Raw genomic sequence first — 13220 nt, 5'->3', positions numbered from 1 at the left:
CAATGATTTACATTTAATAATCAGATTATTTTTCTGTAATAAGAGGATTTCTCAATGATGCGGATTGGTTTGTTCTTGCTAACCAACCTCGCGGTACTGGTTGTAGCTGGCATTATCTTGTCACTCTTCGGTGTCGGTAGTTACCATGGCGCAGGTGGCTTGAATCTAGGCAACCTGTTGGTCATCTGTTTTGTGTTCGGTATGGTCGGCTCAATGATTTCCCTGTTCATGTCTAAATGGATGGCGAAAAAGACCACGGGTACTGAACTGATTGACCCGAATGCACCTCGTAACCAAGCTGAAGCCTGGTTGCTCCAAGAAGTTGCACAACTTTCTCAGCGTGCAGGCATTAAAATGCCGGAAGTGGGTATTTTCCCCTCTTACCAGTCGAATGCCTTTGCCACCGGCTGGAACAAAAATGATGCTCTCGTTGCGGTATCAACTGGCTTGCTTGAGCGTATGAACAAAGATGAACTTCGTGCAGTATTAGCGCATGAGATTGGTCATGTCGCCAATGGTGACATGGTCACTCTGGCACTAATCCAAGGTGTTGTGAACGCCTTCGTGATGTTCTTCGCACGTGTCGCAGGTGATTTTATTGACCGCAATGTCTTTGGTCGTGAAGAAGGTGAAGCCCCGGGTATTGCCTATTTCGTGATTACTATTGTGCTGGATATCGTGTTCGGTATCTTGGCATCGTCGATTGTGATGTGGTTCTCTCGTCACCGTGAATACCGTGCTGATGAAGCAGGTGCACGTCTGGCAGGTAAACAAGCCATGATTTCAGCATTACTGCGCTTACAGGCAGAATCTGAAATGCCAGATGCCATGCCGAAAGAAATGAAAGCATTTGCGATTTCTGCGGGTAAAGAAGAAGGCTTTAGCCTTGCTGCATTGTTCCAGACGCATCCAAGCATCGAACAACGTGTCGCTGCATTGCAACAACTTGATTGTGCTTAAGTAAAACTTTATTTTTGATTCAAAAAAAGCCTGCAATTGCAGGCTTTTTTATTGGATTCAATTATTCTTTAGCTGACCTATCATTGGCTGAACCATTGATACAGCGCCATAGCACCCCACCCGATCGCGAAGACAAATACAATCAGGAATAAAGTACCTAAAATATCGGGGATATGAATCCAGATCCAGGCCACCACGGGATTGCGCCAGAATGCTGATTGCTGTTGTTTGCGTTCCAGACTTTCATGCAAAAATGGATGCACCACATGTCGATCGCTATTAATCTGATATTCCTCGCGAATATGCAGGTGCACGACATCGAGCGCTTTGCGACTGGGCCGAATAAAAATATCAAAGACCGTGCCTGCCACCGGAATAAATCCTACTACCGCATCGATCGCCGCCATTTTCATCACTGGATTGAGTTTGGCACTCGGCACCCCAATCTGTTTGGCCTTATGAATGGCATAACAGGTCAGTACAAAACCGGCAATATCTCCAGCAACCGGAATCGTACTCAAAGCCGCGTCTGCCCCCACCCCTTGCTTGGTAAATGGAATACGCACCACGGAGTCCATCATATTGGCAAACTTGGCCAGATCACGTTCCAGACGTATCACCTCTTGTTGGCTTAGTTTTGGTTTTTGTCCAGACTCAGGCATAAGTTATTCCAGAAATAATGCTGATTTTCTTGAGCATAAAGTATTTTTTATACGCTGATGTATCAATCTGTGAATTAAAACAATAATTTGGAAGCCACAAATAAATACAGAATCACACCAGTAGCATCGCAGATAGAAGTCACCAACGGCGCCGAAGCACTGGCAGGATCAAGTTTGAGTTTATTTAAAATAAAAGGCAGACTCATACCGATCAGGCAGCCCATCAACACAATCCCGAGCATACTGATGGCCAACACCACTGCCACCATGATATCACCCCGAATATAACCCAGAATGGATACCGCAATCGCCATAGTGCCGCCTAAGCATAGCGCCACCAGAGATTCACGACTGAGCAGGTTAAACCAGTCCTTAAACTCGACATCGCCTGTGGCCAAGGCACGTACCATCAAGGTGGCTGATTGCGAACCGGCATTCCCGCCACTGCCCACCAAAAGCGGTAAGAAAAATACCAGCACGATATGTGCGGCAATGATCTCTTCAAAGTGTGCAATGCCGATTCCAGACAGTAGACTCCCAAAAACCAGTATCACTAGCCAAAAGACCCGCTTCTGATACAGGGTCAAAATCGGGGCAGTTTTCAGACTCAGCTCAGTCAACGGCGTCACTGCACCCGACTTTAAAATATCTTCGGTGGTTTCGGCTTCGACAATGTCCATAGCATCGTCATAAGTAACAATTCCTAAGAGTTTTTGCTGTGCATCAACCACAGGCAGAGCAATAAAATCATAGTAGGCCAAGGCTCGAGCTACAATTTCCTGATCATCTGTTACCTGGGCAGAAATCACTTCGCGTTGCATCACCTCGGCAATGCTCAGCTCAGGTAAGGCCTGAATGATCTGCCTTAGGGAAATCACACCGATCAGCCGTTCTTCTGCATCGACAATATAAATCAGATATAGGGTTTCCTGCCCGGCGGCCACCACACGTAAAGCCTGTATTGCTTCATCCATGGTTAAATCGGGTGAGAGCGTCACAAAACTTGAGCTCATCATGGCCCCAGCCGTGCCTTCCGGATAGATGGCCAGATCTGTGAGTGTCTGCTGGGATTCTTCAGACAAGGCGCTCATCAATTGCAGCTGTAGCGGCGGCGAAAACTGCTTATAAATATCGACAAAATCATCAGAAGGCATTGCGTCCAGAATGGGAACAAGTTCTGAAATAGATAGGTGCTTGGTCACGTTTAACTGCTGCCCTAGGGGCATAAAAGCATAGACCAAGCTTGATTCATTCAGTTCCCTTAAAATTTGGGCCTGTTGCCGAGCATCTAAACGACTTAAAATGCGCGCCTGATCGGCGACATTCAGCTGACTAAGTAAGCCTACAGCGATGTCGTGATTTTCAGAATGTAATTGTTGTTGGATATGCTGGATTTTTTCTGAAATTGTCGGCATAAGCAGCTCATTATAAAAGTCTGGCATTCAAGAGAGGTTTGTCCTGATCCCTATGTATCCTAATTTTTCATGTGAATAATTTTAATGATCATGCTGCAATATGACGATATTTTTTGTATAAATCAATTCCTCGATATTTAGCTAGAAAAAAGCCTGACTGAGTCAGGCTTGTTCACTTTCTAAAGATGGATGATCTATCACCACTGATTGAGAAACTGTTTTTTTAATCATCAGACCACGGATCAATACATACATAAAGGGAATAAACAGCAGTACCAGGACAGTGGCAAATAGCACCCCACCAAAAACACTACTGCCAATCTCCTGCCGGCTGATTGCACTGACGCCGGTGGCAAACATCAAAGGCAGTACGCCCGCTGCAAATGCAATGGAGGTCATGAGAATAGGACGCAAGCGTAAGCCCGCGGCCAGTATCGCGGCCTGAACCGGAGTATGACCTGCCCGCTCTGCTTGTGCGGCAAACTCTACAATCAAAATTGCATTTTTACAGGACAGACCGATGGTCGTCAGCAGGGCGATATGGAAGTAAATATCGTTTGCAAAACCGAACCAGGCACAGAACAGAATACTCCCTCCTACGCCCAGAGGAATCGCGGTCAACACCACAGCAGGAATCGTCCAGCTTTCATAAAGTGCCGTTAAACATAAGAAAATAAAGGCAATCGAAATTAGATACAAGAAAATAGCTTGCCCACTGCTGCGTTTTTCTTCTAGTGCAGCTCCACTCCAGGCCAAATTTACTCCGTCTTGTTCATCGACTAAAGCTTCGACATCTTGCATGGTTTGACTCGAAAATTGATCTTTGGGAATACCTGCATATACAGGCACGGCGTTATAGCCCATATAACGATTGATACTATTCGGTCCACCTTGCCAATTCAGCGTAGTGAATTGATTAAACGATAACATTTCGCCTGTGCTATTGCGGACATGCCAATGTGCCAAATCTTCAGGTTTAGAACGGAACTCCGCTTCGCCTTGCATGATGACCCGTTTGATTTGTCCACGATCAATAAAGTCATTGATATAGGTACCACTCCAAGCCGCAGCCAACGTACTGTTAAAACTTTGCTGAGGTACGGCATATTTGAGTAAACGTTCTATATCCAGTTTAATATTCAGCTCGGCACTTTCTTTGGGTACATCAAGTTGTAAATATTCAATCGATGATTTTGCTTTGGCACGGGTTTCAATCTCAGAGAAGGATTGCTGTAAAAACTCGCTACCCCTTGAATCTAGATCTTGTAACCAGAAGTCGACCACACGTCCATTACTTGACATAGAAGGCGCCATAAAGAAAATCTGGGCATTGGCATGATTGGCAAAGTGCTTTTGTGCACGATCTACAATGGCAAAGACGGTATCTTCAGGATTTTTACGCGCTGCCCAGTCCTTTAATACGACAAAAAGCTGACCACGATAAGGCCCAACTCCAACATTGTTTCCACTATACCAAATCCCAATGCTCTGGATGCGCTCAGATTCATGCTGCATTAAATAGTCTTGGACTTAACGCCCGACTTTTTCTATCTCAGAACGTGGTGCATTACCCGGCATCACAATTTGACCCATGACAAAGCCCATATCTTCCGTTGGCATCAAGCCTTCGGGCAAGGTTTTATAAAGCCAGCCAAAGCCTAAAACACATATACTAAATACAGCCAACATCGTCATTTTAAACTGCATGCTACGTGCAGAAAGCTTTTGGTAACGCATGGTGAGCTTATCCATGCCACGATTAAAACGCTTTGCCCATTTTGGTTGATGTGGTTGACGCTTTAGCAGTTGCGCTGCAAATGTAGGGGTGATGATAAGTGCTACCAATAAAGAAAGTAGCATTGCCACGACCAACGTGATGGAAAACTGACAATAGATGACCCCTGTCATACTGCCAAAAAATGCCATGGGAATAAATACAGCAGTTAAGACCAAAGTAATCCCGATCAATGCACCGCTAATTTCCTTCATTGACTTTAAAGCTGCAGCCTGAGCATCCAAATGTTCTTCATGCATCAAACGTTCAATGTTTTCCACTACTACAATGGCATCATCGACCAACAGACCAATCGCCAAAATCAGGGCAAACAAGGTAAAACTGTTTAAGCTCATTCCCAGTACATACAGCACCGCAAATGTGGCTAAAACTACAATCGGAATGGTGACTGCAGGAATAATAGTGGCGCGCCAGTTTTGCAGGAAGATAAACATTACCAAAACCACCAGTACCATCGCTTCAACCAGAGTTTTCGCGACTTGTTCAATTGAACTGGTAATGAATGGGGTTCTGTCCATGGTCATACGCAATTGATAATGTGCAGGCAAATTGGCTTGGGCATTTTTCAACACCGTTTGCATCTGCTCTGAAACCGCAATCGCATTACTCCGTGGCGCCAATTGAATCGATAATGCAGCGGATAAATGACCGTTGGTATAATTTAAATGGTTATAACTTTCTGCCCCTAACTCAACACGTGCAACATCTTTCAAGTACAGTACTGAACCTGAATCTGTTGTCTTCACAATGATTTCTTCAAATTCATCAATGCTACTTAAACGTGATCCCGCACTGACCTTGGCATTCATGTATTGATCTTGTGTTGTGGGTAATCCACCAATAGAACCAGACACAAGTGGTGCATTTTGTGTCTCGACTGCATTGCGAATATCACTCGGCATCAAATTAAATTGGCGTAGTTTATGTGGATTGAGCCAAATGCGCATCGCATAGCCTGCGCCATAAAGCTCCACTTCACCCATCCCGTCAATACGGGAAAAACGCGGTTCGACATGCACCATTAAATAGTCAGCAAGCTCTGTAGGTGTCGCCTTCCCTGATTCATCATATAAACTCAGTAATGCAAATTGATCATAACCTTGTTTATAAACAGCCACTCCATTTTGCTGGGTTTCTTCAGGCAATCGACTTAGCACACCATTGACCGCATTTTGCACTTGCAACAATGCCTGATCGAGATCCACGCCTTGCTCAAACGACAGGGCCAGATTTGCACGCCCCACGCTACTGTTGGACTGAAAGCTTTCCAAACCTTCAATGCCTTTTATCGCTTGTTCTAAAATTTGCGTGACCGATTGCTCAACGGTTTCCGCAGATGCACCACGATACCCCGCAGAAACACCTAACGCAGGTGCATCCATATTCGGCATATGCTCAATCGGAATTTTTTGCAGTGCAAAAATTCCTAATACCATCATGATAATGGCAATCACGGTTGCAAATTTAGGTCGATAAATAAAAAAGCGTGACAACATGAATAAAAATCCCCATCAGATGCATTCTCACGACACATTCTTGTATGAATAGATGATTTTTATAGCAATTTTCACACCATGCTGAAAACGCAACCAGTCATTGGACGAGTTTTGGCGATAAAAAAATCCCCGTATAAACGGGGATTTTTCAGCTCTAGAGTTTTCCTTTATTTTAAGCACGCGATTTTTTGATGATGAGTCGACGAATTAAAACATACATAAATGGAATAAAAATCAGCACCAGCAATGTTCCAAAAATGACACCACCAAATACACTCACGCCAATTTCCTGACGACTCACCGCACCAGCGCCTGTAGCAAAGACCAGCGGTAAAATCCCTGCGCCAAAAGCCAGAGAGGTCATCAAAATTGGACGTAGACGTAAAGACGCACCTTCTAGTGCGGCTTCTACTACCGATTTACCTTGTTGCTGCGCTAATGAAGCAAATTCCACAATCAGAATGGCATTCTTACAGGACAGACCAATGGTAGTCAGCAAGGCAATCTGGAAATAGATATCATTCGGGAAACCAGCCAGATAACTGAAAATAATATTGCCGCCAATCCCGAGTGGAATAGCTGACATCACGGCGGTTGGAATGCTCCAGCTTTCATATAAAGCCGCCAGACAGAGAAAAATAAAACCAATTGAAATCAGATACAGCCAGATCGCCTGATTATTGGACTGTTTTTCCTCGAAAGAAAGACCGCTCCAGACTACATCGACTCCCTCCTGCTCGGCAATCAAAGCTTCCACATCCTGCATGGCCTGGCCAGAACTGCTATCCTTAGCCCGATCCGCTTCCATTTGCAATGCGGTATAACCCATAAAACGGTTGACCACTTCAGGGCCACCACTCCAGCCCACTTGCGAGAAGTTGCTAAAAGGCACCATCTGATTCTGGTCATTGCGCACATGCCACTGCGCCAGATCTTCCGGCTTGGAACGGAATTCAGCATCACCCTGCATGATCACCCGTTTAATCCGGCCGCGATCAATAAAGTCATTGATATAACTGCCCCCCCAGGCACTGGATAAGGTACTGTTGATTGCCGATTGAGTCAGGCCGTTGGCCATGGCCTGTTTCTGATCAATATTAACGCGTAGCTCTGCTTTGTCAGGATTAGAACGTTTGCCCAGATTTTCAAAGCTCGTATAGTTGCCCGCCCGAGCTTCCAGCGCTCTAAATTGCTGTTCCAGATATTGTCGGCCATTGCCATTGATGTCTCGAATCCAGAAATCCAGACCATCGGTTTGTCCCAGGCCATTGACTGAAGCTGGCATGGACACGTTAATTTGTGCATTGCGATTGCCTTGAAAATGCTTCAAGGCCCGTTCACGAATCGCTTGTGCAGTATTGTCCTGACCGGAACGCTCATCCCAATGTTTCAACGCCACGAAACCGGTCGCGAGGTTCTGACCAGTTCCAGAGAAATTTCGCCCATAACGGATCATCACCAGATTGACATTGGCTTGTTCCTGATCCAGAAAATACTTACGGACTTCTTCACCGATCTGAATGGTATTTTTCATCGGGGCGCCTTCCTGCAATTTAATCTGCAGGCTTAAAATCCCCTGATCCTCACTTGGCAAGAAACTGGTCGGCAAGGCACGATAGAACAGCGCAAACACACCGATCAATCCGGCAAACAGCAGCAAACAGATCGCCTGACGCTGAATCGTGAGTTTAGACAAATTCAGATATCGATATTTTAAATGCTCCAGTTTCTGGTTAAACCAGGACGCCCATTTTGCCGGTTTAGGATTCGGTTTTAGAATAAGCGCGCACAATGCTGGGGTTAGAATCAATGCCACCATTAAAGACAGCGACATGGCCGCAACCAAAGTGATAGAAAACTGGCGATAGATCACGCCAGTCGATCCACCAAAAAAAGCCATTGGAATAAAGACTGCGGTTAAGACCAAAGTAATCCCGATCAGTGCCCCACTAATTTCCTGCATGGATTCCAGGGCAGCGTCTTTGGCGGACAGTTGCTTTTCATGCATCAATCGTTCAACGTTTTCCACCACAACAATCGCATCATCCACCAACAGACCGATCGCCAGAACCAGCGCAAATAAGGTTAAGGTGTTGATACTCATACCCAGTGCATACAGCACCGCCATGGTACCCAAAATCACTACCGGAACAGTCACGGTAGGAATCAAGGTGGCACGCCAGTTCTGCAAGAAAATGAACATCACAATGATGACCAAAATCACGGCTTCGATCAGGGTTTTGACCACTTCTTTAATTGATTCTTGTACAAAAGGCGTATTATCACGTGGATAGGCAATTTTATAGCCTTCAGGCAATTGCTGGGAAATACGGGCAATTTCAGCTTTAATCAGATTAGAGGTGGCAATGGCATTGGCACCTGACGCCAGCGAAATACCCAGACCTGCCGATGGATAACCATTATTGGTACTATAAGACTGATAATTTTCAGCACCCAGTTCTACCCGCGCAATATCTTTCAAATAAATAAAGCTGCCGGCACGATCCGATTTGACAATAATATTCTGGAATTCTTCCACGGTTTTTAGCCGTGAACCCGAAGTAACTTTGGCATTCAGGTATTGCTCGTCTATGGCGGGAAGATCACCAATCGCACCAGCAGCGACCTGAGTATTCTGGGCTTCAATCGCAGCACGCACATCGCTTGGCATCAGGTTATATTGTTTTAATTTTACCGGATTCAGCCAGATCCGCATCGCATATTGTGAACCAAAAACATCAACCTCACCAATGCCTTCAATCCGGGAAATGTCCTGTTCCAGATGGGTCATCAGATAGTCGGAAAGTTCAATATTGTTGCTGCGCCCCGACTCATCATACAGGCTGATCACCATATGGGTATCGCCGAGCGATTTAAAGACGTTGACACCTTGTCGTTGCACATCTTCTGGCAAGCGGTTCAGAACGCCATTAATCGCATTTTGTACCTGCACCTGTGCAGTATCCGGATCGGTGCCATTTTCAAAGCTAATACTGACCCGGCTGCGCCCTGAAGAATCACTACTCGAGCTGAAATACAGCAGATGATCAATGCCTTTGATTTGCTGTTCCAGCACTTGAGTCACGCTTTCTTCCACAGTTTCCGCAGAAGCACCGCTATAAGTTGCTGCCACCGTTATCCTTGGCGGGGCAATGTCCGGATAACGTTCCACTGGCAGGTTCATCCCTGCGAACAAGCCGATTGCCATGACAACAATCGCCAGCACCCCAGCAAAGATCGGGCGGTGGATAAAAAATTTAGACAGCATAAGTCCGGGTCACTTTTAATTAAATAGGGGTAAATTGATGCAGAACATAAGCATGCTATATCCAAATATTCAGTGACATAGCACTAGAATGCAAGAATTAAACACATAAAAGCTGCGATAAAAACCAATCATGGAGAAATTATGGATAATCCCTCTTGAGCACGTTATTGAGATTGCTCTTCCCTATTTATTAATAGCATTTTTCCAAACAAAAAACCCTGCAGATGCAGGGTTTTTTGGTGAATCAATTGAGCGGATTAAGCGCTGAACTGGTTCATTGTGTTTTTAGAATCATCACCAGCTTTCAACGCATTGTCACCAGCGAAGATTTCTTTGTGGTCATCACCGATGTCAGAACCAGCCATTGCTTGGTGTTTAACACATGCGATACCGCCGCGGATTTCTTTACGTTGTACGCCAGCAACATAAGCCAACATACCTTCAGTACCGAAGTAACCTTGAGCAAGCTCATGAGTAGAAAGCGCAGCTGTGTGGTAAGTCGGAAGTGTGATCAAGTGATGGAACACACCCGCTTCACGAGCAGCGTCAGCTTGGAATGTACGAACTTTTTCGTCAGCTTCAGCAGCCAGTTCAGTTGCATCGTACTCAGCGCTCATTAACTTAGCACGGTCGTAAGCAGAAACGTCTTTACCTTCAGCAACCCAACGGTCATATGCTTGTTGACGGAAGTTTAAAGTCCAGTTGAACGAAGGCGAGTTGTTATAAACAAGTTTCGCATTTGGAACTGTTTCACGTACACGGTTAACCATGTGAGCGATTTCAGCAACGTTAGGCGTCGCAGTTTCGATCCAAAGAAGGTCAGCACCGTTCTGTAAGCTAGTTACACAGTCAAGTACAACGCGGTCAATTTGAGTGCCTTCACGGAACTGGTATAGACCAGAAGCAAGACGTTTAGGACGGTGAAGTTTACCATCACGCTTGATCAGGATTTCGTCTTCTTGCGCTTCTGAAATGTCGATTTCAGTTGTGTCTAAGTAGCTGATGTATTGAGAAGCGATGTCGCCTGGCTCTTTAACCACTGGGATTTTTTGAGTCAAGTCAGCGCCTTCAGAGTCAGTACGTGCAACGATGATACCGTCATCAAGACCCATTTCTAGGAATGCATAGCGAAGAGCGTGGATTTTCGCGATGAAGTCTTCGTGTGGAACTGTTACTTTACCAGCTTGGTGACCACATTGTTTCGCATCAGAAACCTGGTTTTCGATTTGTAGTGCACAAGCACCCGCTTCGATCATTTTCTTAGCAAGTAAGTAAGTCGCTTCTTCGTTACCGAAACCAGCGTCGATGTCCGCAATAATTGGCACAACGTGAGTTTGGAAGTTGTCGATTTGTGAAGTGATTTCAGCTGCTTTAGCAGTGTCGCCCGCTTCTTGTGCTTTTTTAAGTGCACGGAACAAGTCGTTTAATTCTTTCGCGTCAGCTTGACGTAAGAATGTGTAGATTTCTTCGATCAATGCAGGAACAGACGTTTTTTCGTGCATAGATTGGTCAGGAAGTGGACCGAATTCTGAACGAAGCGCTGCAACCATCCAACCAGAAAGGTAGATGTAGCGACGTTCAGTTGTACCGAAGTATTTTTTGTTCGCAATCATTTTTTGTTGCGCGATGAAACCGTGCCAGCAACCTAGTGATTGAGTGTATTTGCTAGAGTCTGCATCATAAGCAGCCATATCACGACGCATAATTGCCGCTGTATATTTCGCAATGTCTAAACCAGTTTTGAAACGGTTTTGAAGTTGCATACGCGCAGCATCTTCAGGACTGATGTCTGCCCAAGTGTTACCGAATTTCGCTTTTAATTCGCGGATTGCATCAATCGCTGTTTGGTATGTAGTCATGATATATTCCTGTAATAATATTAGGATTTTTCTGCAACGAACCGCTCAAATCACACCCTCAATGACTTGTTCAGATTTTCGACGATCCGTTGGGATAGCTAAAGATTAGTGGGCTTATGAAAATTAATCCAATAGTCTGCAAGAATCTTCAGTATTTATTTAAAAAATGAGTAGATCAAAGTCTTATTACAATCTTGATAGATTAAATTAAGATTATGTTTTATATATATTTATTTAAAAATAAAAATGGATAAAATTTCCACATGTTGCTTAAAAATAATTCATTAGACTTAAGTCTGGATATGGGGTTTATGCCCTTTTATCTTTAAAAAATACTGATCTTTGATGATTTATTCAACTTGATGAATTCTCGATTTAGTGTACTTTTCACTCAAATACTGAACGTAAGAACAGCCTTTCTCATGTTCTTTTAAAGCGAAAAGATGGTTTTCATTTCCCTCTATAAAAAGGCTAAATGATATTCTATTTAACGTGCATCTTTTCTCTTATGTACACTTTGAATAATGGAGCTTAAGCCTGTGTTAATTTTGTAAACTTTATCAGTGAGCACATGGCTTTTTTTCATCGACGCTTTACACAAGGCCCGGCAATTATGGCATAATCTTCATAATTTCTTGTATTTATTCTCGGTATTTCTTTTATGAATCTGGAGCGGGTCGATCTCAATCTATTAATTTATCTTGATGTACTTCTTCGCGAAAAAAATGTCACACGTGCAGCAGAACAACTGGGCGTTACCCAGCCTGCCATGAGTAACATCTTACGCCGATTACGCAATTTATTTAATGATCCCCTCCTGATTCGTTCTTCTGAAGGCATGACACCCACTGAACGTGCCTTAGAATTGCAGCCCCGCATTCGAGATGCGCTCGCTGATCTGTCGATGATCCTGGAACCACGTACCGAGTTCCGTCCATATACCTCAAATCGTGTCTTCCGGATCATGACCTCGGATTATGCAGAAGCCACGCTGGTTCCACGTCTGGTTAAAGCCCTACGTTCAGAAGCACCGAACGTGGTATTAGACTTCCTGACGCCAAGTGACGTGTCATATCGTGACATGGAACAAGGCAAGGTCGATCTGGCAATCAACCGTTTTAATGAAATCCCGCAAAGTTTTCATCAGGTTTTGGTCTGGCGTGACAGCTTTTCTTGCCTTTTAAATAACAAGCATCCTGCCGCAAGCAACTTAAACCTTAAAAGTTACCTGGATGCACAGCATATCTGGGTTTCCAAAACCGGTATGGGTGTTGGCTTCGGGGTAAATCCTGAAAAACAGGCCGGTTTAGGCTGGATCGATCAGGCTTTAGAACGTATTGGCCAGAAACGTAAAATCTCAGTCTTTACCCGTCACTACCAGATGCCGGGGTTATTGGCTGCCAATGTCGATCTGGTCGCAACACTGCCTTCACGCATTGCACGTTTGCAAGCCAAGAATCACAATTTAATTCTCAAAGATCCGCCGTTTTATATTCCTGAATTTGAATTGAAAATGGCATGGTGTCCTTTATTGCATCATCATCCGGCGCATCGCTGGTTACGTCAGCTGATTTTATATGTCGCCCGCCAGATGATTGAAGAAGAAAACCGTGAATTCCTGAGCAATAATTCTCAATTTTCACATTATTAAACTCAAAATCTTCTAAATTCTTATTTTTTAAGATTATACTTCGAAGACTTGAGATGTCATTGTTACACCTCAAGTCTTTTTTTGTGTTAAAAATATCCCAAGATACTATTCATC

At 44.4% G+C, this 13220-nt stretch carries 6 protein-coding genes and 1 pseudogene; 2 read left to right on the top strand and 5 right to left on the bottom strand.

Annotated elements, in window-relative coordinates:
• The first annotated feature begins 54 nt into the window (after positions 1 to 54).
• The gene (gene htpX, locus WFH18_RS01530) at positions 55 to 960 is read left to right on the top strand and encodes a protease HtpX (RefSeq protein ID WP_004280540.1); all 906 of its coding nucleotides are present in this window, start codon (positions 55 to 57) and stop codon (positions 958 to 960) included.
• An 80-nt stretch (positions 961 to 1040) separates the two neighbouring features.
• Here htpX and WFH18_RS01525 read toward each other — a convergent pair whose 3' ends face one another.
• The 5 genes and pseudogenes from WFH18_RS01525 to WFH18_RS01505 all read right to left on the bottom strand — a co-directional run bounded on the left by WFH18_RS01525 (position 1041) and on the right by WFH18_RS01505 (position 11455).
• On the bottom strand, positions 1041 to 1622 hold the full coding sequence (locus WFH18_RS01525) for a DUF4112 domain-containing protein (RefSeq protein WP_004280542.1): 582 nt from the start codon (positions 1620 to 1622) through the stop codon (positions 1041 to 1043).
• 74 nt (positions 1623 to 1696) lie between these two features.
• Positions 1697 to 3037: a magnesium transporter gene (mgtE, locus tag WFH18_RS01520; RefSeq protein ID WP_004280544.1), complete on the bottom strand. Its 1341-nt coding sequence runs from the start codon at positions 3035 to 3037 to the stop codon at positions 1697 to 1699.
• A 162-nt stretch (positions 3038 to 3199) separates the two neighbouring features.
• Positions 3200 to 6328, bottom strand: a pseudogene (locus tag WFH18_RS01515) (efflux RND transporter permease subunit).
• Positions 6329 to 6500: 172 nt separating this feature from the next.
• Complete coding sequence (locus WFH18_RS01510) at positions 6501 to 9596, bottom strand: multidrug efflux RND transporter permease subunit (protein WP_004280548.1); 3096 nt, start codon at positions 9594 to 9596, stop codon at positions 6501 to 6503.
• Positions 9597 to 9853: 257 nt separating this feature from the next.
• Positions 9854 to 11455, bottom strand: a complete 1602-nt coding sequence (locus WFH18_RS01505; RefSeq protein WP_004280550.1) for an isocitrate lyase — start codon at positions 11453 to 11455, stop codon at positions 9854 to 9856.
• A gap of 661 nt (positions 11456 to 12116) precedes the next feature.
• On the opposite strand from WFH18_RS01505, the gene WFH18_RS01500 reads away from it, so the two are divergent.
• On the top strand, positions 12117 to 13106 hold the full coding sequence (locus tag WFH18_RS01500) for a LysR family transcriptional regulator (protein ID WP_004280551.1): 990 nt from the start codon (positions 12117 to 12119) through the stop codon (positions 13104 to 13106).
• The last annotated feature ends 114 nt before the right edge of the window (positions 13107 to 13220 follow it).

This window comes from Acinetobacter sp. USHLN143, assembly GCF_037145695.1.
Taxonomy (GTDB): domain Bacteria; phylum Pseudomonadota; class Gammaproteobacteria; order Pseudomonadales; family Moraxellaceae; genus Acinetobacter; species Acinetobacter fasciculus.
Note: the sequence above shows the minus strand (reverse complement) of the source record. Positions and strands in the feature narration are given on the sequence as shown.